Genomic DNA, 21,382 nt, shown 5'->3' on the forward strand with positions numbered 1-21,382 from the left:
ATTTTAGTTATGATAACTGTATTAATTTTTTTGGAATTCTAATTCACGATCAATTTTTGTCCAATAGAAAGCGTGTTAATCAAAAGCTTATTTTTCTGCTTCAATTCATCTACTAATAAATTATATTTTTTCGATATGGAGTATAAAGTATCTCCTTTTTGAACTTCATATAACCTACTATCTTCGTTCCCTAAACTGGCTATTCTTATAGTTGATGGCTGATTTTCAACAGGAACATAGTTTCTTCCCAAAACTTGGGAGTCGAATTGCCCTAAATCATATCTTTCAATATATGAAATTAATTTCTCTGGATATCTTGGATCGGTGGCATAACCAGCACTTCTAAGTCCTTTTGCCCAAGCCTCATAATCTTCTTTTGGCAAAGAGAACAAACTAGAATATCTGCCTCTCCCCGTTAAAAACAAAGCATGATCCTTGAAAGATTCGGAAGGGTCATTATATTTTCTAAAACACTCCTGGCTGGCATCATCATCATGTCTGACACTTTCGCCCGTCCAATCGTGGCATTTTATGCCAAAATGATTGTTAGCTCTATTAGCCAAATCTCCTTTTCCTGCGCCAGACTCTAATATTCCTTGTGCTAAAATAATGCTAGCGGGAATACCATACATCTTCATATTACTCATAGCAATATCTTTATATAAGGCAATGTAATTAGCCACGATATCAGTTGAAACGGTAGTTCTCGAAGTGGACTCTATTACTTCCTCTTTATTTTCCTTTGCTATAACTGTTTTTTTAACTGGTCTAGCAGCTGGCTTCTTTGTAACTGCTGGAGCTGATTTTGTAGTAACAATAACTGATTTTGTAGTATTGCAACTTATTAGTAAGAGAACCGTCAAAATTACTAGGGCTTTTTTAAACATGTATGTCTATTGTTGGTAATTGTTTGTTTTTCAATTTCTTATTCATTCCTTGAATTCCTTGAATTCCTCCCGTGTGAATCAATAAAATTTTTGATTGGTCAGGGAAATAATTCTTTTCTATCATGTCCATAACGCCAAAAACCATCTTTCCGGTATAAATTGGGTCTAAAGGAATATTATTTTTGTGATGAAACTGGTTGATAAACGCAATCAAATGCTCATTCACTTTCCCATATCCGCCAAAATGATAATCCGTAATTAGGTCCCAATTATTATTCTGTGCAAAAATACGAATTTCATCTTTCAAAAAATCACCTTTTAAGGCCGGAAATCCTAAAACTTTCTGATGAGGCAAAGCACTGTTTATAATTCCTGTAATAGTCCCGCCTGTTCCTATCGAGCAGCAGATAAAATCATAATCAGCGTCGTCTTTTGTGAGGATTTCTTGGCAGCCTTTTATAGCCAACTCATTGGTCCCACCCTCTGGAATTAGATAAAAATTCCCAAATTCTTTTTTCAAGTTTTCCACGAATAAAGCTTCATTTTTTAACCGATATTCTGCCCTGGAGACGAATTTGAATTCCATTCCACAATTTTGCGCAAAAGTTAAAGTTTGATTTTCAGCTATTTGATCTCGCAACTCATCGCCTCGTATAATCCCTATCGTTCTAAATCCATTCTCTTTTCCTGCATAGGCTACTGCAGCAATATGATTTGAAAAAGCTCCTCCGAATGTGAGCAATGTTTCGAAGTTTTTTTCTTTCGCTTTCAGCAAATTATACTTTAGCTTTCTGAACTTGTTTCCTGACACGAATGGATGTATCAAATCTTCTCGTTTGATTGAAACGGCGATTGATTTGGGAAATTCTACAATAAGCTTTTGATTCAAAATAGATGATTTTCAACAAAGGTAAAATTTAAATGCAACAAAAAAATGGAATCGCTATTGGATGTGTTTTTACCTTACTTTTTTCAGTACAAAATCATTTTTTATGCTTTCTTCTCCATTTGCAGCTTCACCATTATCTACAAATTTTAACCCCGCTACTTCTATTCAAAATACTAATGCTTGGTACCGTTGATGTATTTTGTGAAACTAAAAAATCTTCTTTTTTTCAAGTAGCCGGCATTCAATTCGTTATCATAAGCTTCCCGCTCAAAACTAATATTTCGGTAGGCTAAATTCCGGTTTCCATATTGGATGAAACGAAGGAAGTATTCGATAATATAGATTATAAAAAAAGGAAGTATTAATAGTTCCAACTGTTGTCGCAGATGAATTTTTTCATGATTAATAAAGACTGTGTTTTCTTTATCACGGCGGTATTTCACAAATACAAAAGGAAAAGCGGTCAATCCGCGAAAACCTTTGGGAATTAAATATTTAGTGACAATTAGAAACATTAGTTATAAAATTTATAAATTTGTCCTAGTAAGAATATAACTTTTAAAGAAAAATACAATTTATTCCAAAAATGACAATTCAGTTTTATTAAAAGAGATTAAAGTTAAAATATGGTTAAGCAAAGTAACGAAGAAAAATTAATTGAAAACGAAGATTTTTATTATACCCCAGAAGGATACAAATGCTTTACAGAAAAACACCACTTAAAAAGAGGCTATTGCTGTAAAAGCGGTTGTCGGCACTGTCCTTACGGTTACGATAAGAAAACGGGAAATATAAAAAAACAGTAATTGTTGAATATAACCTTTGATGGTATTTTTAGTTTTTCAAACAATAAAAATCAAACCAATTTAAATGGATATTTGCTCACAGAAATTTAGGATTCGAATTCACAAATCCTACCATCGATCGGATATTCGTTATCCATAGTAGTTTAATTACTGTAAAAATCCAAAGGACGTTCCAAAGGTGTTTTATACCGAATTAATATTTTACTAAATTAACGAATCAACATTTAAGATGACTTTCCAAGAACAAATCCAACAAGGAATTCCTACCATACTACCTAAGCCTAAACCGTATGAGGCAGACATTAATCATGCTCCAAAACGTAAAGAAATTCTATCCACAGAGGAGAAAAAATTAGCTCTTCGTAATGCTTTGCGCTATTTTGAGGTGGAACATCATCCTGAGTTAATTCAAGAATTCCGACAAGAATTAGAAACTTACGGTCGCATTTATATGTATCGCTTTCGTCCAGATTATGAAATGTGCGCGCGTCCTATCAATGAATATCCAGGAAAATGCGAACAGGCAAAAGCCATTATGCTGATGATCCAAAACAATCTAGATTATGCCGTAGCGCAACATCCTCATGAGTTAATTACTTACGGCGGTAATGGTGCCGTTTTCCAGAATTGGGCACAATATTTATTGACTATGCAGTACCTGTCGGAAATGACAGATGAACAAACGCTAACCATGTATTCTGGACACCCTATGGGGTTATTCCCTTCACACAAAGAAGCGCCAAGAGTCGTAGTCACAAACGGAATGGTAATCCCTAATTATTCTAAACCGGATGATTGGGAAAAAATGAATGCATTAGGAGTATCACAATACGGCCAAATGACTGCAGGAAGTTATATGTACATTGGTCCGCAAGGAATAGTACATGGAACTACAATTACGGTTTTGAATGGTTTTAGAAAAATAAAAAAACCTCCAAAAGGCGGTTTATTTGTAACCTCAGGATTAGGAGGGATGAGTGGCGCCCAACCTAAAGCCGGTAACATCGCCGGATGCATTACCGTTTGTGCCGAGGTGAATCCCAAAATAACCCACATTCGTCACAGCCAAGGTTGGATCAACGAAGTTGTCGAAGACATTGATGAATTAGTAAAAAGAATTGCTTTCGCGAAAGCTAATAAAGAAATAGTATCGATTGCCTACCTTGGAAATATAGTTGACGTTTGGGAAAAATTTGACGAACAAAACATCCATATCGATTTAGGAAGTGATCAAACTTCATTGCATAATCCTTGGGCTGGAGGATATTACCCTGCAGATATGTCGTTTGCAGAAGCTAACGAAATGATGGCTAACGATCCTGATTTATTCAAGGAAAAAGTACAAGAAACATTACGCAGACACACCGCAGCAATCAATAAACACACCGCCAAAGGAACTTATTTCTTTGATTATGGAAATGCATTCTTACTTGAAGCTTCCCGTGCAGGGGCCGATATTATGGCCGAAAATCATATTGACTTCAAGTACCCAAGCTATGTTCAAGACATCATGGGCCCTATGTGTTTTGATTTTGGCTTTGGACCTTTCCGTTGGGTTTGCGCTTCTGGAAAACCAGAAGATTTACAAAAAACAGATGATATTGCCTGCGCAGTTCTAGAAGAAATGGCAAAAACAGCTCCTATTGAAATTCAGCAACAAATGCAGGATAATATTCAATGGATAAAAGGGGCACAAGAAAATAAATTGGTGGTTGGTTCACAAGCCCGCATTCTATATGCTGATGCAGAAGGTCGTATGAAAATTGCAGAAGCTTTTAATCAGGCTATTGCCAAAGGAGAAATAGGAACCGTGGTTTTAGGTCGGGATCATCATGATGTATCAGGAACGGATTCCCCTTACAGAGAAACTTCGAATATTTATGACGGCTCGCGTTTTACTGCTGATATGGCGATTCAAAACGTGATTGGAGATAGTTTTCGCGGCGCAACCTGGGTTTCTATCCACAACGGTGGCGGCGTAGGTTGGGGCGAAGTAATTAATGGTGGATTTGGGATGGTGCTTGACGGCTCGAAAGAAGCATCAGGACGTATCGAATCCATGCTTTTCTGGGATGTCAATAACGGAATTTCAAGAAGAAGCTGGGCGCGCAATGAGGGCGCGGTTTTCGCCATAAAAAGAGCTATGAAAAGCCAACCTTTGTTAAAAGTGACTCTTCCTAACATTGTTGCCGATAATTTGTTGGATTTTTAATAATTAGAGCGTACCTTTAGTAGACATTTAACAATCAAATATTTAAATCATGAAAGCAATTAAAATTCTTCCCATATTCTTTCTATTTATACTGGTTTCCTGCAGCTCCATTAGAGTACATTCTGATTATGACAAAGCGGTAGATTTCAGTCAATACAAAACCTATGCTTTTCACAAAAGAGGTATTGACAGGGCCGAAATATCAGGTTTGGACAAAAAAAGAATTCTGAATGCAATTGATTATGAACTTGGTAAAAAAGGGATGATTAAAAGTGAAAATCCAGATTTATTGATTAATATATTTACCAAAGAAAGAGAACGTATTGATGTTGATCAATTCAATGCAGGTTGGGGATATGGTTGGGGATATGGCTGGAACCCTTACCTTTGGGGAGGACGCTCCTTTGTTTCTACTTCTGTCGAAGGAACGCTATATATTGATTTAATTGATGCTAAGAAAAAAGAGCTCGTTTGGGAAGGTGAAGGTGTTGGCTACCTAACGGAAAACCGAGAGCGAAAAGAAAGCCAAATCAATGAGTTTGTAGCGAAAATTCTAGCACAATTCCCGCCAAAATAGAAATACCCATAATTACTTATTCTATATAAATCGCCTACCTTTGTGTAGGCTTTTTTATACCCCATTATGACACAAATTAAAGATATTACCACACTTGACGACATCAAATTATTAGTTGACACTTTTTATGGCAAAGTGCAAAAAGACGATTTTATTGGCCTTATATTTAACGAGAAAATAGCGAATCGCTGGCCAGAACATTTGGAAAAAATGTATCGCTTTTGGCAAACTATTTTACTTGAGCAACACACTTATACCGGCAGCCCATTTCCTCCACACAAACATTTACCTATTGATAAAGTGCATTTTGACCGCTGGATGGAAATTTTTACTGCAACGGTAGATGTCTTATTTACTGGCGCCATTGCTGATGAAGCGAAACTACGCGCCAAAAACATGGCTGAGATGTTCAATTACAAGATCAACTATTTTAGAGATGCTGACCAAAAAGGAGATCTTTTAAATTCAAAATAAAGTTTCATGCGCAAATTATTACTTATTGCTTTTTTACCGCTTGCTTTTATTTCCTGTGCTAGTTTAAATAGTACTGATAAATCCACTCCGAATCCCTCGCTGAAACTCATCAATACTATTGAAATTCCCTTCAATCAAGAATTTAAAAATACGGTTGTTGGCGGATTATCCAGTATCGATTATGATACTAAAAATGACTTGTATTATTTCATATCTGATGACAGAGCTATTTACAATGATGCTCGTTTTTATACTGCAAAAATTCATTTGGATTCCGATACAATAAACAAGATTGCTTTTAAAAATGTAGTTTCATTAAAAAATGCAGCTGGAGAAAAATACAGCAATTGGGAGACAACGCCATCTGAATCTATCGATCCAGAAGAACTGCGTTACAACCCGAAAACAAACTCGGTGATATGGAGTAGTGAAGGTGCTCGTGTTATTGCAAAAGACTTTTCGGTGCTGCAAAACCCTACATTACAAACAGCAGATTTAAATGGGAATTATTTAAATGAATATCATTTACCGGCTAACCTCAACATGCAAAAAGAGGAAAAAGGACCGCGCAGTAATGGCGTTCTTGAAGGAATAGCATTTAATAAAAATTACACAACGCTATACGCAAACGTCGAAGAGTCTTTGTACGAAGATGATTGCGAAGCGACCACTGCAAAAGGCGGTATGATACGTTTATTTGAGTTTGATGTGAACTCCAGAAAAAATACCGCACAATACGCCTACCTTTTAGATCCCATTGCACACGAACCAAACCCTGCAGCTGGTTTTGCCGTAAACGGAATATCAACAATTCAGTATTATGCTAAGAACCAACTCTTAGTTGTAGAGCGTTCCTACTCTGTAGGGCGCCAAGCATGCACCATAAAAGTATATTTATGTGATTTCTCCAAAGCAACTGATGTAAAAAATATAGCTTCATTGCAAGGGCAAGAATTTACCCCAGCATCAAAAATACTGATTCTGAACATGGATGATTTAGGTATTTTTATTGATAATATCGAAGGAATTACTTTTGGTCCGAAACTGGCAAATGGAAAACAATCCTTACTTTTCGTTTCTGACAATAATTTCTCTAATAAACAGAAAACACAAATTCTACTTTTTGAAGTGAACTAAGATTAATAGCAGCTCCATGTCAAATACAACTCTCTTGACCCCGGGTGAAAAGGAAGCTTTTACAAAAAAATTCCAATGAAAAGCGGAAAATAGCTCCTAGAATTCGTACTTTTGTATGTCAACTACAACGTTTTCGACATGAATCCAACTATTGAAACTAATCCGTTATTAGACCGATTGCCAAAACACTTAAAGCAATTTATTAAGCCTCAAGATTATAGCGCTTACACGCCTATCAATCAAGCTGTATGGCGTTATGTGATGCGCAAAAATGTGGATTACCTTTCGAAAGTAGCACATAATTCTTATCTCGATGGTTTGAAGAAAACGGGAATAGAAATTGACAACATCCCAAGCATGTATGGCATGAACCGAATTCTTACTGATATTGGTTGGGCTGCGGTTGCAGTAGATGGATTTATTCCGCCCAACGCTTTTATGGAGTTTCAAGCGTATAACGTTCTGGTTATCGCTTCGGATATACGTCAGTTGGAACACATTGAATACACGCCCGCTCCAGACATTATTCATGAAGGTGCTGGCCATGCTCCTATTATTGCCAACCCAGAATATGCGGAATATTTACGCCGTTTTGGAGAAATAGGCTGCAAAGCGATTTCATCCGACAAAGATTATCAAATGTATGAAGCGATTAGACTGTTATCGATAGTCAAAGAAGCAGAAGACACGCCACAAGCAACTATCGATGCTGCCGAAAAGGCGGTGGAAGATTTGCAGAATAATATAAGCGAATTGTCTGAAATGGCGCAGATCAGAAACTTACACTGGTGGACTGTTGAATATGGTTTGATAGGCACAGTTGAAAACCCAAAAATATACGGCGCCGGTTTGCTCTCTTCTATAGGCGAAAGCGCACATTGCATGACAGACAAAGTGAAGAAACTCCCTTATGATCTATCAGCCGCAAATCAGAATTTTGATATCACTAAACTACAACCACAACTTTATGTAACGCCTAGTTTTTCACATTTAAGTTTAGTACTTGAAGAGTTTGCTAATAAAATGGCATTACGAACAGGCGGTTTGTCCGGAATAGAAAAACTAATCGAATCTGGCGCTTTAGGAACTATTGAATTAAGCACAGGCTTGCAGGTTTCAGGTGTTTTTACTAAAGTGATTGCACATGAAGGCAAACCTATTTATATACAAACTGCAGGGAAAACTGCTTTGGCTTCTCGAGAGAAAGAATTAGTTGGTCACGGAACACTTAGTCATACAGAAGGTTTTGGTAGCCCAATAGGGAAACTAAAAGGTATCAATCTAGCTATTGAGGACATGAGTCCCAAAGACTTAAGTGCGTATAACATAACAGAAGGCAATAGCGTAAAACTAGAATTCGAAGGTAACATTACTGTTGAAGGAGATATCGTTACGGGATCTAGAAACTTGCTAGGAGAAATTATCCTTATCCGTATGAACAACTGTACAGTGACCAATGGCGAAACTGTTTTGTTTCAACCGGAATGGGGCGCTTATGATATGGCAGTGGGTAAGAAATTAGTTTCGGCTTTTTCAGGCCCGGCTGATGCTAATAGTTTTGATTTGATTACAGATCTACCGTCCAGCAAAACTATTAAAGCAAAACATAGTGCTGAACGTGCTAACCTGGAAAAATTATATCAAGCCATTCGCTCAATAAGAGAAACGAAAGACTTAGAAACTTCATTAGTCCCTATTTTTAATAAATTAAAATCAGATCATCCTAATGATTGGTTACTCACTATTGAAATCGTTGAACTCTTGAAAGATAGAAACAAAACTCAACTACTAGAAGAATTACTGGATTATCTTGAAAATTTAAAACAAAGAAGGCCTGAAGTCGCGCATTTAATCACTGGAGGTTTGGACTTGATTTTCGAAAAAGAAAAGGTGTAAGTTTTTTAGCCACAGATTAACTGATTTATTTCTATTGAAAGTGAAGAAAAAAACCAACCGCTAATTCGCAATATTTAATTGGTAAAAAAGCGGTTCTCTTATTTAAAACTATAATAAGTAATACCCTCTTCTTGGCATAATTAAAATTTCATAAGTGGATATTGAGCTACCAACTTACTAATTTTTGCCTTGAGATTGGTTTCAAATTTTTGATAACTTTCTGAATCTGGATTGAAAGGCCTGTGCTGTAAAGACTTTTGAACTGTCTCGACGGCATCCATTGTAGAGAATGCTGTTTCTGCGATTGTCGTTTCCTTAAAACGCTTCCAAATATAATCAATAGCCACTTGGCTAGGATGTAACATATCATCGGCATAGAAACGATAATCTCGAAGTTCATCCATCATGATTTCGTAACTGGGAAAATAATTAACAGTTGATAATTGACATTTGATAATTTGATGCAGTGCAGCTATTAAATTCGATTTACTCCATTGATTCTCCACAAACCCATCTTTGATGTGGCGCACTGGCGAAACTGTAAAAACAACATTGCAATTGGAGTTTACGGAATGAATTAATTCCAATGTATTGGCAATAGATTCTTGAATTTCATCAACTGCTAGTAATTCTTTCTTGAATTGCTTTTGCGACACTTTATGGCAATTTGCAACTATAGTATCACTTTCTATATTTCGATAGACCCAGGACGTACCATAAGTGATAATAATATGCGTAGCTTCTTGTAATTGATGTTTAGTAGATTTGATTATTGTATTCAAGGATATTAATAGTTCCTCCCTATTTGAATTACTTAAATCCGAATGCACATCATAACAATGCCAGCGTTCGTTATGAAAAAAAACATCTTTTTCTGTGTATCGCTTTCCAAAAATAGTAAAATTGATCATTTTCTCAATCGCCAATGGGTGAAACAAAATCCCAAACGGATTACAGACATGCTGCAACTTAAAATAATCCAGCTTCTCGGACATATTTACGGCAAAGCAAGATCCTAAAGAAACAATCTTAGAGTTGTAATCTATTTTATAATTGTTTTGAGAAATAGGAACAAAAGTTCTGAATTGCATGATTAAATATTTCTAAAAATTTAGTAATTTATTAATAGAAGTACTTTGATTTCAAGTAATCCGAATTTCCATTAACAGGCATGACAGCCTCTGAAATCCTTTCTGTAGGATAGCCATCTTCATCGTATTTGAAAGTACTTTTATAAAAATTTGCCGAAGAGATTATTTGATCATTTTGGGCAGAACTATTAGTGAACACAGTTATTAAGCTATTGTTTGCTGAAATAAAGTCATCGTGCTCCAGTAACTTTTCGTATCCCAGGATAGAATAAAACGGATTGTTTTTAGAGTCATACTCAAAGTCAACACTATAGGTAACGGTAACTCCCGAAGGAGCATTATCAAATGTCCTTTCGTCTTTGCTTAAATTTTTATTTTCAAAAAATAAAACACCATGATAAATTTTAACTTTTCCCCCTCCCGTGTTTATTGAGAATTTTTCATAGGCAATCGAGCCATCTGAATTAGGCATGTAATTTATTATATAGTTGTCTACAGACTTCGCGCTTACTAACTGTCCTCTCAGATAACTATACTTAGTGGTAGTGACCTCTTGGTTTGTTTTATCTAATACTATAATTTTAGTAATAAGCCCATCCATATAACTGAAATCTGTACGCTGCGTAGGCCCATCAATACTTTTTATTTCATTTCCATTATAGCTATAGTCAGTTGTCACCGATGTTCCGTCAGCATCTATCTCAACTAATTGTTTCAGCAATTTAACATTGGCATCCTTGTCTTTAGAACAAGAGTAAAAGACCGCAGCAAGGACGGAGACAATTAAAAATATATTTAGTGCTTTTTTCATTAAGGGACTATTAAAGAATAGTTTATATCCTTCTGAATACCAACAGTTTCAATAACTACAACCAAATGTACGAAATATAAACTAACGAGCCGTATCTTTAAATCAAATGTAGACTTCAAGCATAAGACTGGGCTTGCTCGCCACGGCACGTTTTTTTCTATCATTATTTTTTGGTGTTGCTACTTTATAAACTCAATCGCTTTTTCCAAAGCATGTTGAATTCCATCAATATTTTTTCCTCCAGCTGTGGCAAAGAAGGGTTGCCCTCCTCCGCCTCCTTGGATAAACTTACCCAATTCACGAACAACTTGTCCGGCATTAAGTTTCCTATCAGCTACCAATTCTTTGGAAATATAGCAGCTAAGCATTGGTTTTCTTTCCTCGGCTGTCGCCAAAACAAGAAATAAGTTATTCCCCAAACTACCCAACTCATAAGCCAAATCTTTTGCTCCTTCCGGACTCAAATCAACTTGCTTTGCTAAAAATTGAATACCGTTTATTTCTTGCAATTCTTTTGCCAACTCCCCTTTCATGTTCTTCGCTTTATCTTTTAACAAGGAATCCAACTGTTTTTTCAATTTGGCATTATCTTCTTGAAGTGCTATAACGGCTTTTAGTGAATCTTGTGGGTTTTTCAACGCAGTTTTAATTTCAGTTAATAGCTCTTCCTGTGAAGCAAAAAATCCTTTTACAGCATCACCAGTAATCGCTTCGATACGGCGAATTCCTGCCGCAACTGCTCCTTCTGAAACAATTTTGAAATACCATACATCAGCAGTGTTTTTTACGTGAATTCCTCCACAAAGTTCCATACTGTCGCCAAACTTAATAGCACGTACATGATCACCATATTTTTCTCCAAACAAAGCCATTGCCCCTTCTTCTACCGCTTGCGCGAAAGGAATATCTCTTCTTTCTATCAGCGCTATTTGCTCTTGAATTCTTGCATTTACAAAGTCTTCTACTTGCTGCAATTCGCCATCAGTCACCTTTGCAAAGTGAGAAAAATCAAAACGTAGATTTTTTGGATTTACCAATGATCCCTTTTGCTCTACGTGCGTTCCTAAAACAGTTCGCAAAGCCAAATGCATTAAATGCGTAGCGGAATGATTCTTAGCAGTCGCAGCTCTTAAATCCGAACTTACTTTTGCAATAAAAATCGCATTTACATTCTCTGGCAATTGCTTTGTGAAATGTAAAATAAGATTATTTTCTTTTTTTGTGTCGATAATTTGGATCGTCTCATTTGCCGAAACCAAAGTTCCTTTATCACCTACTTGGCCTCCTCCTTCTGGGTAAAACGGACTATTATCTAAAACGATTTGATATAAAATACCATCTTTTTTAGAGTCCACTTTACGGATCCGAGTAATTTTCGCTTCTGATTCCGTTTGATCATAACCTACAAATGTTTCTACATTCCCCGGAATTAAAACGGACCAATCCTCCGTAGAAATTTCGGAAGCAGCACGCGAACGTGTTTTTTGTGCTAGCATCGCCGTATCAAAACCAGCTTCATCTAACTCTAGACCTCTTTCTCTTAAAATCAAGGCTGTTAAATCCTTTGGAAAACCAAAAGTATCATACAATTCGAATGCCTTGGCACCTGCAATTCCATTTCCTTCTGTCTCTGCAATAACATTTTCTAACAATTGCAATCCTTGGTCTAATGTTCTCAAGAAAGAAGTTTCTTCCTCACGAATTACATTAGTCACTAAGTTTTGCTGCGACTTGATTTCTGGAAAAAAATCACCCATTTGATCTGCTAAAACTGCTACTAATTGGTAAATAAAAGCTTCTTTTGTATTCAAAAAGGTAAATCCGTAACGAATAGCACGACGCAAAATCCTGCGAATTACATATCCTGCTCCAGTATTTGACGGCAATTGCCCATCGGCAATGGCGAAAGCTACAGCGCGCACGTGGTCTACAATAACACGAATAGCAATATTCGTTTTGTTTTGCTCTTCGCTAATGTTTTTTACTTCGTTTGAAGTATATTTCAATCCTGTGATTTGTTCTACTTTTTCAATCAAAGGCGTAAATACGTCGGTATCATAGTTTGAAGTCACATTTTGCATTGCCATACACAAGCGCTCAAATCCCATTCCGGTATCTACGTGTTGCGCTGGTAATTTTTCTAATGAACCATCGGCTTTACGGTTAAATTCCATAAATACATTATTCCATATTTCTACCACTTGTGGATGATCCGCATTTACTAAACTTCTTCCAGTTACTGTAGCTCTTTCTTCGTCAGTACGTAAATCAATATGAATTTCAGAACAAGGTCCGCACGGTCCTTGATCTCCCATTTCCCAAAAATTGTCTTTTTTGTTTCCAAGGATAATGCGATCTTCAGGAACGAACTGTTTCCAAATATCGAAAGCTTCTTGATCAAAAGGAACATTTTCTGCTTCATTGCCTTCAAAAACGGAAACGTATAAACGGTCTTTGTCTAATTTTAAAACTTCAGTCAAAAATTCCCAGGCCCAAGGCAAGGCTTCTTCTTTAAAATAATCACCAAACGACCAGTTTCCTAACATCTCAAACATAGTGTGATGATAGGTATCAAAACCTACATCCTCAAGATCATTATGTTTTCCAGAAACACGAAGACATTTTTGTGTGTCAGCAATTCTAGTACTTTTTGGCGTAGCATTCCCTAGGAAATATTCTTTGAATTGTGCCATACCCGAGTTGTTAAACATCAGAGTTGGATCGTCTTTAAGAACTATTGGGGCCGAAGGAACAATTAAATGGCCTTTGCTTTGAAAAAAATCTAGAAATTGTTTACGTACGTCTTTTGAGTTCATTGTTTTTATTTAAATATTAAAAAATTAGTTAGAATTGAATTTTTCAATCTTTTAATCATTCAATCTTTTAATTTATTTTGCCCCAGATAGTAGTGGAAAGCTTAGAGATATGGGAATCTATTTTTTTCTTGATGTTACAGAGCGACCAAAGGAAGCTCCTGAAGCATCATTAGAAAAAAAGATTCCTAATCGAGAACTTGCAACAAATAGCTGGAATAGGCACATTATTTTATTTATTACTGAAAAAAGTGTAGAACAAATGAAACATTTATTAAATTTGTTTAAATAACACTTTACAAAGTGCAAAAATAGGGTATTTTAAAATATGGCTAAGGTAAAATATTATTACGATTCGGAAAATCTAGCGTATAGGAAAATAAAAATTAAAAAACGAAAGAAGATTGGCATAGCTGCCTTGTTTTTAGTGGCTTCCGCACTATTTGGATTTTTAAGTTTTGTCATTCTATTGAACACCCCCTATTTTGACACCCCAAAAGACAGACTACTGATCCGCGAAATTGATAATTTGAAGTTGAATTATGACGTTTTGACTAAAAGAATGGATCAGATAGACAATGTAATAGCCGCAATTGAAGACCGCGACAATAATTTATACCGCACCTATTTTAATACTTCACCAATACCGAAAGAAGAAAGAAAATCGGGATTTAAAGATGCAAATCGATATGCTGTTTTAGAAGGATATGACAATACGCAGCTCGTATCAAAAACTACTAAAAGAGTGGATATCCTTACTAAAGAATTGGCAATCCAATCGAAGTCGTTAGATTATATTTTAAAATTGGCCAAAGAAAAAAATAAATTATTGTCTGCCATTCCTGCCATTCAGCCTGTCAGAAATGAAAACCTAAAGCGTATGGCTTCAGGGTTTGGTTATAGAACAGACCCATTCACCAAAGCACGTAAAATGCATGAAGGGATGGACTTTACAGCCAAAATAGGAGCACCCATTTTTGCTACCGGCGATGGAATCGTTTCTCAAGCGGACAACACGGCCTCGGGATATGGTAAACATGTAGTTATTAGGCACGGTTATGGATATGAAACATTGTACGCACATTTGAGTAAGTACAACTGTAGGGCGGGGCAAAGAGTTAAGCGAGGAGATATAATAGGTTACGTAGGCAGCACAGGAAGATCAGAAGGCCCGCACTTACACTATGAAGTTCACAAAGATAAAAGAGTAGTGAATCCACTAAATTTTTATTACGGAAATATCTCGGCAGTGGAATATGTTGCCATTTCAAAATTGGCGAATCAGGAAAATCAGTCACTGGATTAATTTATAATTAAAATTTATATAGCGGAGGGTTTGACTTTAAACGCGTAACATTAAACTTTCAACAGAAAAATGCATATTGAACTTTCAAAAGATAAAAGATACTATAGCATTGGCGAACTAGCCAAAGCATTTGCTGTAAACGCATCGCTAATTCGCTTTTGGGACTCCGAATTTGACATTCTGAAACCAAAAAAAAATGCGAAGGGTAATCGAATGTTTACTCCTGAAGATGTGACGAATTTACAGCTGATTTATCATCTGGTAAGAGAAAGAGGTTTTACACTAGAAGGTGCCAAAACCCATCTGAAAGAGGGACAAAAGAAAACCTTAGATAAGTTTGAAATTATTAGAAAATTAGAAACCATAAGAACACAATTAACAAACATTAAAAATCAACTTTAAAATTAAATAAACATGAAAAAATTCTTGCCTTGGATTATTGCAGCCGTTATCATTATTGGAATGTACAGCTGGGTTAAAGGAATTAACAATAATGCTGTAACATTAAATCAAAGCGTAGAGCAATCTTGGGGAAACGTGCAAACAGCTTACCAAAGGCGTAATGACTTAATAGGGAACTTAGTAAATACCGTAAAAGGCGCTGCAGATTTCGAAAAAAGCACTTTGACTGCAGTTATTGAAGCTCGTGCAAAAGCGACGTCTACAACTATTGATCCTACGAATATTACTCCGGAACAATTAGCTGCATTCAACAAAGCACAAAGCGGAGTTTCTTCCTCTTTATCAAGACTATTGGTTTCTGTTGAAAGATATCCTGAATTGAAAGCAAATCAAAATTTCTTGAAGTTACAAGATGAACTAGCCAGCACCGAAAATCAAATTTTGACGGCAAGAACACGTTTTAATGAAGCGGTACAACCGTATAATACGCACATAAAAACATTTCCAAACAGCCTATTTGCAGGTGTATTTGGATTTAAAGAGAAAGCCTATTTCACTGCTGTTGAAGGAGCTGAGACGCCAGTTGAAGTGAAATTTTAAAACTTACCCAAGAGGGAATTAGTTTTACAACAAAAATCTTGGAAACCACGGACTTTATGGTTCGTGGAATTCAGGTAAAAAAAATGATAAATGTCAAAAGTAAAAGATTTTTTAACAAAGGAAGAAGAGCAGGAAATTATTGAAGCCATTGTTGTCTCCGAAAAAAACACCTCTGGAGAGATTCGCGTTCATTTAGAAAAAACAACCGCTTTAGATCCATACGATCGTGCAATGGAAGTTTTTAATGAACTAAAAATGGATCAAACCCAACTTAAAAATGGTGTTCTGATCTATTTAGCTGTCGAAGACAAAACCTTTGTAATTTGCGGTGATCAAGGAATAAATAACATTGTTAAAAATGATTTTTGGGACAGTACCAAAGATATTATGGTCGCTCATTTTAAAAACGGCAATTTTAAACAAGGTTTGATTGACGGTATTTTAAGAGCTGGAGAAGAATTGAAAAAACATTTTCCATGGTCCGAAGATGATACGAATGAATTATCAAACGAAATCTCAAAAGGATAATATGATTATATCTAAATTAAATAGCTCACTTTTTTTAAAACTACTTGTTTGTTTTTTTATTACTCAAATAGGTTTTGCACAATTTACAATACCAGAAAAACCCGATTTTCAAACTAGTGTTTATGATTATGGAAAGGTATTAAGCGCATCTGAAAAAGCGCAACTTGAAGAAAAATTGATCCATTATGCAGATTCCACTACAACGCAAATTGTTGTAATCACCATTGAAAGCTTAATAGGCGAAGACATTGGTATTCTTACTCCAAAATGGGGACAGGAGTGGGGCATTGGTGGAACTGAGAAAGACGATAACGGAGTCCTAATTTTATTAGCCAAAGCGGAAAAAAAAATATGGATTTCACCAGGATATGGACTTGAAGACAGGTTAACGGCAGGTATTGGAGGAGAAATAACCCGAAACATTATCATTCCCGAATTCAAAGCTGGGAGCTACTACAGTGGACTCGACAAAGGAACGGATGCTCTTTTTGACGTTTTTAACGGCAAGTACAAAGGAGAAAGAAAAAAAGCAACCAAAGAAAAGGGGTTCCCTTTTTTACCTTTCATCATCATCATTGTTATCATCCTAGTCCTTATTTCAAGAAATAAAGGAGGAGGAGGAAATTCTGGAAATCGTGGTGGAGGTATCGGTTTACTTGATGTCATTCTTTTGAGTAGTCTAGGAAGTGGCGGCAGAGGTGGCGGATTCGGCGGCGGTTCATCTGGAGGTGGATTTGGAGGTGGAGGCTTTGGAGGCGGCTTTGGAGGCGGTGGATTCTCTGGTGGCGGATCTGGCGGAGGCTGGTAAAAAAACTATTGACTAAATAAATAAAAAAGCTGCAAATCGCAGCTTTTTTTGAACTCAGTTTACATTAACAAAATCAAATCTACTTAAAATAAATAGTCTGAAAAACATCGGTTAAAAAAAAGACATTTAGTTTTAATGACTGATTATAGCAACTTATTTTAAACAAAAATTAACGCACTTTACTCTTTAACACAAAACGGTGCAGTAATTTCGGGAAAAAGCGTTTTAAATAAACACCTACAACTTCTTTGCCGCCAATGTAAGCTTCAAATTTATTTGCCTCTACAGCCTTAACTAATCTTTTAGCAAAAACAGTGACAGACATTCCATTTAAGGTCGCACTGTCGTCTTTGTTTTGCTTTGAACCATCAGCCGTAAGCGCATTAATAGCCACCTTCGTCTGGATAAAACCAGGACAGATTAGTGCTACATTGATATTGTCTTTTTCGTGTTCCATACGCAACACATCAAAAAAGCCATGCAAAGCATGTTTAGCGCCGCAATAACCGGAACGATATGGAGAACCAAATTTACCCATCAAACTGGTAATGGTTACAAAATGTCCTTTCTGATTTTGAATAAAATGCGGAAGCAGGGCTTTTGATAATGCAACGGTGCCGAGATAATCGACTTCAATTAATTTTTTATCCACGTCAAAATCAGTTTCTACTAGAAGCGAACGTTGACTTACACCTCCATTATTGATGAGAATATCAATTTTTCCAAAAAATGAAATCGCAGTCGCGACATGATTTTTGGCATTATCAAAATCAGTTAAATCAAATGGTAAAATAGCCACTTCTGAATTGGCACATTTCGACTTTACCTGTTCTAAATTTTGAACGTTACGTGCCGAAAGGATGAGTTTACAGTTTCTTTGCGACAGCTCGTAAGCTAAAGCCTCCCCTATTCCGCTTGAAGCTCCCGTTATCCAGACGACCTTACTATTTATCGATTCCATTTTTCCTATAAATGTAAAAAAGTTTATCGAGTTATCACTAACTCAATAAACTTTCTAAAATAAGTACAGGAATAAAAACTATTTTTCTCTAATATAAATATCAATTGGCACTCCTGAAAAGTCCCAGTTGTCTCTAATTTTATTTTCTAGGTAACGCTTGTAAGGCTCTTTTACATATTGCGGCATATTCGCAAAAAATACAAATTGTGGTGTTTTCGTAGGCAACTGCATGCAATATTTAATTTTTACATATTTTCCTTTTGTAGCTGGTGGCGGATACGCTTCAATTACTTTCAACATGTATTCGTTGAATTTTGATGTAGCGATACGTTGTTGTCTGCTTTCGAACACTTTTACTGTAGCTTCAAGTGCTTTTAGTAATCGTTGTTTTGTTAAAGCAGATACAAAAAGAATAGGCACATCCGTAAATGGCATTAGTTCTTCCCTGATTTTTTCTTCATAGTCTCTTGTTGACATAGTCTCCTTTTCGACCAAATCCCATTTATTGACTAGAATCACAACCCCTTTTCTATTTTTTTCGGCCAACCAAAAAATACTTTGATCCTGACCTTCAAATCCACGAGTGGCATCAATAATCAAAATACAGATATCCGAATGTTCGATTGCACGTACGGAACGCATTACAGAGTAAAACTCCAAATCTTCCTTAACTTTCGCCTTACGACGGATCCCAGCTGTATCAACTAGGTTAAATTCGAAACCAAAACGATCAAATTTTGTATCAATAGAATCTCTGGTAGTTCCTGCAATATCTGTTACAATATAACGGTCTTTACCAATCAAAGCATTTATAAAACTAGATTTACCTGCGTTAGGACGTCCTACAACGGCAAAACGTGGTAATTCAATTTCTTCTTGCGTTGGTTCTGGCTTAATAGGAAATGATAGGATTAATGCGTCCAATAAATCTCCAGTTCCGCTCCCTGAAATACTAGCAAAAGTGTAATACTCACCTAATCCTAGGTTATAAAACTCAATGGCGTCTTTCTCACGCATAGCATTATCAACCTTATTTACAGCAAGTAAAACTGGCTTCTTTACCTTACGCAATAGTCTGGCAACAGTATCATCCATTGGTGTAATACCTTCCTCAACATCAACTACAAATATGATAACATCTGCTTCATCGATGGCTAATTCCACTTGCTTACGGATCTCACCTTCAAAAACGTCATCAGAACCACGAACATATCCTCCTGTATCGATTACAGAAAATTCCTTTCCATTCCATTCACTTTTTCCATAGTTTCTGTCACGGGTAACTCCCGAAACTGAATCTACAATAGCTTCTCTTCTTTGTATCAGCCTATTAAAAAGGGTTGATTTCCCTACATTAGGTCTTCCTACTATCGCAACAATGTTATTCATAATATAAATTCAAATATTTTGCAAAGGTAGTGTAAAAAGCGTGAATATCAATTATTTTACTATCTTAGCTAAGAGCGAAGCCGTAATACCTTAAAAAATACTATATGGATCCTGAAAATGAGATAACACTTCGGCTGCGTTTTTACAAAGACATTGAAGAAAATAGCGCTTCCTTCCTTCTTAAATTCGAAAAATACACTAACCTAAAGTCGTTTAATTTCACTGTGAAAACTAGTAACAATCATATTTGGCTAGACATTACTCCTTAAAAAAAGATATTTTAGATACCTCATCTGCATTTAGAAATAGGACCAAAAAATCATTCAGCAACTCATTTGAGAAGAATCTTTGAACCAGACCCTACACTTTGCCAATTCTTCATATTTCTTCATTTTATAAGAGCCTCCCTATTTTTGTTTTTAGAGATATAAGTTACTCTGATTTCGTATTAAGTAATGTTAATAACTTTAGACATTACCATTATGCTCCTTATGAAAGTTTTTTAGTTTTCACTCTACTATTTGTCTAAGGCTATCAGGAGAAAAATTCGCAAGCAGTTGAAAGAACTCGATAGCTACTTTAATACGATAAGAAAATCCTCAAATAATGAATGCTAACTCATTTGAACATGAAAGTCCCCATATAACCTACAGGAGATTATATGGGGACTTTCTAAGTTTCTACAATGATTTCACAAGATACTTTATCGCTAAAGAAGGCTATTGATTGTATCCGAACCGTTTCAACATATTCACATTACTTCTCCAGTTTTTATTCACCTTAACGTAAAGCTCAATATGTATTTGTTTACCAAAGAATTTCTCTAAATCGGCACGAGCATCCATCCCTACTTTTTTTAGCGCAGCTCCTTTGTGGCCAATTATAATTCCTTTTTGGGTTTCGCGCTCTACCATTATCAAAGAACGGATTCTAATGATGTTTTCGTCTTCAAAAAACTCTTCTGTAACAATCTCTACCGCATAAGGTATTTCTTTGCTGTAATTCAATAAGATTTTCTCACGAATGGTCTCATTAACGAAGAAACGCTCTGGTTTGTCTGTTAGTTGATCTTTTGGATAATAAGCTGGTGATTCTGGCAACAGAGAAATTATCCTCTGAAAAACTTCAGGAACATTAAAATTCTGCAAAGCTGATATAGGAAAAATTTCAGCATTAGGTACTTTTTCCGCCCAGAACGCTACTTGCTCTTCTAATTTCTCCTGATTTGAAGTATCTATCTTATTCAATAATAAGAGCACTGGAATTTTAGCATGTACTATCTTATTGAAAAACGCTTCATCTTTCAAATCTTGCTCTCCTATCTCCACCATGTAAATCAATATATCGGCATCTTCGAAGGCGGATTTGACAAAGTTCATCATGGACGCTTGCATTTCGTATGCTGGCTTGATGATTCCAGGTGTATCAGATAAAATCATTTGAAAATCTTCGCCGTTCACGATTCCAAGGATTCTGTGGCGTGTTGTTTGCGCTTTGGACGTAATGATAGACAACCTTTCCCCTACAAAGGCGTTCATTAATGTTGACTTCCCAACGTTTGGGTTTCCTATGATATTTACAAAACCGGCTTTGTGTGACATGTATTATAGTATTTAATTTGCAAAGGTAGTTATATCAACTCAATAGATGAAAGAAAACATTTTTTAAAATTTTTGTTGCAAATGCCAAATTTCGTTGTACCTTTGCAGCCGAAACAACGCGGGATAGAGCAGTAGGCAGCTCGTCGGGCTCATAACCCGAAGGTCACTGGTTCGAGTCCAGTTCCCGCTACTAA

General features: G+C 36.1%; 21 protein-coding genes and 1 tRNA gene. 13 read left to right on the forward strand and 9 right to left on the reverse strand.

Features of this window, described 5'->3' with window-relative positions; translation table 11 throughout:
• Positions 1 to 38: 38 nt before the first annotated feature.
• The 3 genes from ACEN2H_RS13390 to ACEN2H_RS13400 form a co-directional block, all read right to left on the reverse strand.
• Positions 39 to 887 (reverse strand): glucosaminidase domain-containing protein, encoded by an 849-nt coding sequence (locus ACEN2H_RS13390; RefSeq protein ID WP_441733178.1) that lies wholly within the window; start codon positions 885 to 887, stop codon positions 39 to 41.
• A complete protein-coding gene (locus ACEN2H_RS13395) occupies positions 880 to 1,776 on the reverse strand; it encodes a 1-aminocyclopropane-1-carboxylate deaminase/D-cysteine desulfhydrase (RefSeq protein WP_441733180.1) in 897 nt (298 codons plus the stop codon). The genes ACEN2H_RS13390 and ACEN2H_RS13395 overlap by 8 nt, the downstream gene beginning before the upstream one ends.
• 173 nt (positions 1,777 to 1,949) lie before the next feature.
• Positions 1,950 to 2,291 carry a hypothetical protein gene (locus tag ACEN2H_RS13400; RefSeq protein ID WP_441733181.1) on the reverse strand — a complete coding sequence of 114 codons (342 nt, stop codon included), beginning with the start codon at positions 2,289 to 2,291 and terminating at the stop codon, positions 1,950 to 1,952.
• A gap of 111 nt (positions 2,292 to 2,402) precedes the next feature.
• Here ACEN2H_RS13400 and ACEN2H_RS13405 point away from each other — a divergent pair, with 111 nt between their 5' ends.
• The 6 genes from ACEN2H_RS13405 to ACEN2H_RS13430 all read left to right on the forward strand — a co-directional run bounded on the left by ACEN2H_RS13405 (position 2,403) and on the right by ACEN2H_RS13430 (position 8,878).
• On the forward strand, positions 2,403 to 2,582 hold the full coding sequence (locus ACEN2H_RS13405) for a DUF5522 domain-containing protein (protein WP_441733183.1): 180 nt from the start codon (positions 2,403 to 2,405) through the stop codon (positions 2,580 to 2,582).
• Positions 2,583 to 2,811: 229 nt separating this feature from the next.
• The gene (locus ACEN2H_RS13410; RefSeq protein WP_441733185.1) at positions 2,812 to 4,794 is read left to right on the forward strand and encodes a urocanate hydratase; all 1,983 of its coding nucleotides are present in this window, start codon (positions 2,812 to 2,814) and stop codon (positions 4,792 to 4,794) included.
• 49 nt (positions 4,795 to 4,843) lie between these two features.
• Positions 4,844 to 5,371 carry a DUF4136 domain-containing protein gene (locus ACEN2H_RS13415; protein ID WP_441733187.1) on the forward strand — a complete coding sequence of 176 codons (528 nt, stop codon included), beginning with the start codon at positions 4,844 to 4,846 and terminating at the stop codon, positions 5,369 to 5,371.
• Positions 5,372 to 5,437: 66 nt separating this feature from the next.
• Positions 5,438 to 5,845 carry a group III truncated hemoglobin gene (locus ACEN2H_RS13420; RefSeq protein ID WP_441733189.1) on the forward strand — a complete coding sequence of 136 codons (408 nt, stop codon included), beginning with the start codon at positions 5,438 to 5,440 and terminating at the stop codon, positions 5,843 to 5,845.
• A 6-nt stretch (positions 5,846 to 5,851) separates the two neighbouring features.
• Complete coding sequence (locus ACEN2H_RS13425; RefSeq protein ID WP_441733191.1) at positions 5,852 to 6,982, forward strand: esterase-like activity of phytase family protein; 1,131 nt, start codon at positions 5,852 to 5,854, stop codon at positions 6,980 to 6,982.
• Positions 6,983 to 7,120: 138 nt separating this feature from the next.
• A complete protein-coding gene (locus tag ACEN2H_RS13430; RefSeq protein WP_441733193.1) occupies positions 7,121 to 8,878 on the forward strand; it encodes an aromatic amino acid hydroxylase in 1,758 nt (585 codons plus the stop codon).
• A 140-nt stretch (positions 8,879 to 9,018) separates the two neighbouring features.
• Here the strand turns inward: ACEN2H_RS13430 and ACEN2H_RS13435 are convergent, their stop codons facing one another.
• From ACEN2H_RS13435 to alaS, 3 genes are all read right to left on the reverse strand, one after another.
• Positions 9,019 to 9,969, reverse strand: a complete 951-nt coding sequence (locus ACEN2H_RS13435; protein ID WP_441733194.1) for a GSCFA domain-containing protein — start codon at positions 9,967 to 9,969, stop codon at positions 9,019 to 9,021.
• 31 nt (positions 9,970 to 10,000) lie between these two features.
• The gene (locus ACEN2H_RS13440) at positions 10,001 to 10,780 is read right to left on the reverse strand and encodes a hypothetical protein (protein WP_441733196.1); all 780 of its coding nucleotides are present in this window, start codon (positions 10,778 to 10,780) and stop codon (positions 10,001 to 10,003) included.
• A 179-nt stretch (positions 10,781 to 10,959) separates the two neighbouring features.
• Positions 10,960 to 13,596 carry an alanine--tRNA ligase gene (gene alaS, locus ACEN2H_RS13445; protein WP_441733198.1) on the reverse strand — a complete coding sequence of 879 codons (2,637 nt, stop codon included), beginning with the start codon at positions 13,594 to 13,596 and terminating at the stop codon, positions 10,960 to 10,962.
• A 325-nt stretch (positions 13,597 to 13,921) separates the two neighbouring features.
• Between alaS and ACEN2H_RS13450 the strand changes: the two genes are divergently transcribed.
• The 5 genes from ACEN2H_RS13450 to ACEN2H_RS13470 all read left to right on the forward strand — a co-directional run bounded on the left by ACEN2H_RS13450 (position 13,922) and on the right by ACEN2H_RS13470 (position 17,237).
• Positions 13,922 to 14,899, forward strand: a complete 978-nt coding sequence (locus ACEN2H_RS13450; RefSeq protein WP_441733199.1) for a M23 family metallopeptidase — start codon at positions 13,922 to 13,924, stop codon at positions 14,897 to 14,899.
• A gap of 69 nt (positions 14,900 to 14,968) precedes the next feature.
• A complete protein-coding gene (locus ACEN2H_RS13455; protein ID WP_441733201.1) occupies positions 14,969 to 15,301 on the forward strand; it encodes a MerR family transcriptional regulator in 333 nt (110 codons plus the stop codon).
• Positions 15,302 to 15,313: 12 nt separating this feature from the next.
• A complete protein-coding gene (locus ACEN2H_RS13460) occupies positions 15,314 to 15,901 on the forward strand; it encodes a LemA family protein (protein ID WP_441733203.1) in 588 nt (195 codons plus the stop codon).
• Positions 15,902 to 15,991: 90 nt separating this feature from the next.
• A complete protein-coding gene (locus ACEN2H_RS13465) occupies positions 15,992 to 16,429 on the forward strand; it encodes a TPM domain-containing protein (protein WP_441733205.1) in 438 nt (145 codons plus the stop codon).
• Position 16,430: 1 nt separating this feature from the next.
• Positions 16,431 to 17,237, forward strand: a complete 807-nt coding sequence (locus ACEN2H_RS13470) for a TPM domain-containing protein (RefSeq protein ID WP_441733207.1) — start codon at positions 16,431 to 16,433, stop codon at positions 17,235 to 17,237.
• 169 nt (positions 17,238 to 17,406) lie between these two features.
• On the opposite strand, the gene ACEN2H_RS13475 is transcribed toward ACEN2H_RS13470, so the two are convergent.
• A complete protein-coding gene (locus tag ACEN2H_RS13475) occupies positions 17,407 to 18,198 on the reverse strand; it encodes an SDR family oxidoreductase (RefSeq protein WP_441733209.1) in 792 nt (263 codons plus the stop codon).
• 78 nt (positions 18,199 to 18,276) lie between these two features.
• On the reverse strand, positions 18,277 to 19,587 hold the full coding sequence (gene der / locus ACEN2H_RS13480) for a ribosome biogenesis GTPase Der (RefSeq protein WP_441733211.1): 1,311 nt from the start codon (positions 19,585 to 19,587) through the stop codon (positions 18,277 to 18,279).
• A 104-nt stretch (positions 19,588 to 19,691) separates the two neighbouring features.
• Between der and ACEN2H_RS13485 the strand changes: the two genes are divergently transcribed.
• Positions 19,692 to 19,856, forward strand: a complete 165-nt coding sequence (locus ACEN2H_RS13485; RefSeq protein WP_441733213.1) for a hypothetical protein — start codon at positions 19,692 to 19,694, stop codon at positions 19,854 to 19,856.
• 450 nt (positions 19,857 to 20,306) lie between these two features.
• Here the strand turns inward: ACEN2H_RS13485 and era are convergent, their stop codons facing one another.
• Positions 20,307 to 21,188 (reverse strand): GTPase Era, encoded by an 882-nt coding sequence (era, locus tag ACEN2H_RS13490; protein WP_441733215.1) that lies wholly within the window; start codon positions 21,186 to 21,188, stop codon positions 20,307 to 20,309.
• 117 nt (positions 21,189 to 21,305) lie between these two features.
• Here era and ACEN2H_RS13495 point away from each other — a divergent pair.
• Positions 21,306 to 21,378, forward strand: a tRNA-Met gene (locus ACEN2H_RS13495).
• Positions 21,379 to 21,382: the final 4 nt, after the last annotated feature.

It is taken from the genome of Flavobacterium sp. W22_SRS_FP1, assembly GCF_052113685.1.
GTDB lineage: Bacteria > Bacteroidota > Bacteroidia > Flavobacteriales > Flavobacteriaceae > Flavobacterium.

Excerpts from the sequence above, each read along its gene's own strand:
- ACEN2H_RS13415 (WP_441733187.1), top strand. The coding sequence starts at position 4,844 with ATGAAAGCAATTAAAATTCTTCCCATATTCTTTCTATTTATACTGGTT.
- era (WP_441733215.1), bottom strand. The coding sequence starts at position 21,188 with ATGTCACACAAAGCCGGTTTTGTAAATATCATAGGAAACCCAAACGTT.
- ACEN2H_RS13450 (WP_441733199.1), top strand. The coding sequence starts at position 13,922 with ATGGCTAAGGTAAAATATTATTACGATTCGGAAAATCTAGCGTATAGG.
- ACEN2H_RS13435 (WP_441733194.1), bottom strand. The coding sequence starts at position 9,969 with ATGCAATTCAGAACTTTTGTTCCTATTTCTCAAAACAATTATAAAATA.
- ACEN2H_RS13400 (WP_441733181.1), bottom strand. The coding sequence starts at position 2,291 with ATGTTTCTAATTGTCACTAAATATTTAATTCCCAAAGGTTTTCGCGGA.
- der (WP_441733211.1), bottom strand. The coding sequence starts at position 19,587 with ATGAATAACATTGTTGCGATAGTAGGAAGACCTAATGTAGGGAAATCA.
- ACEN2H_RS13390 (WP_441733178.1), bottom strand. The coding sequence starts at position 887 with ATGTTTAAAAAAGCCCTAGTAATTTTGACGGTTCTCTTACTAATAAGT.
- ACEN2H_RS13440 (WP_441733196.1), bottom strand. The coding sequence starts at position 10,780 with ATGAAAAAAGCACTAAATATATTTTTAATTGTCTCCGTCCTTGCTGCG.
- ACEN2H_RS13425 (WP_441733191.1), top strand. The coding sequence starts at position 5,852 with ATGCGCAAATTATTACTTATTGCTTTTTTACCGCTTGCTTTTATTTCC.
- ACEN2H_RS13410 (WP_441733185.1), top strand. The coding sequence starts at position 2,812 with ATGACTTTCCAAGAACAAATCCAACAAGGAATTCCTACCATACTACCT.
- ACEN2H_RS13405 (WP_441733183.1), top strand. The coding sequence starts at position 2,403 with ATGGTTAAGCAAAGTAACGAAGAAAAATTAATTGAAAACGAAGATTTT.
- ACEN2H_RS13455 (WP_441733201.1), top strand. The coding sequence starts at position 14,969 with ATGCATATTGAACTTTCAAAAGATAAAAGATACTATAGCATTGGCGAA.
- ACEN2H_RS13420 (WP_441733189.1), top strand. The coding sequence starts at position 5,438 with ATGACACAAATTAAAGATATTACCACACTTGACGACATCAAATTATTA.
- ACEN2H_RS13430 (WP_441733193.1), top strand. The coding sequence starts at position 7,121 with ATGAATCCAACTATTGAAACTAATCCGTTATTAGACCGATTGCCAAAA.
- ACEN2H_RS13485 (WP_441733213.1), top strand. The coding sequence starts at position 19,692 with ATGGATCCTGAAAATGAGATAACACTTCGGCTGCGTTTTTACAAAGAC.
- ACEN2H_RS13470 (WP_441733207.1), top strand. The coding sequence starts at position 16,431 with ATGATTATATCTAAATTAAATAGCTCACTTTTTTTAAAACTACTTGTT.
- ACEN2H_RS13460 (WP_441733203.1), top strand. The coding sequence starts at position 15,314 with ATGAAAAAATTCTTGCCTTGGATTATTGCAGCCGTTATCATTATTGGA.
- ACEN2H_RS13465 (WP_441733205.1), top strand. The coding sequence starts at position 15,992 with ATGTCAAAAGTAAAAGATTTTTTAACAAAGGAAGAAGAGCAGGAAATT.
- alaS (WP_441733198.1), bottom strand. The coding sequence starts at position 13,596 with ATGAACTCAAAAGACGTACGTAAACAATTTCTAGATTTTTTTCAAAGC.
- ACEN2H_RS13475 (WP_441733209.1), bottom strand. The coding sequence starts at position 18,198 with ATGGAATCGATAAATAGTAAGGTCGTCTGGATAACGGGAGCTTCAAGC.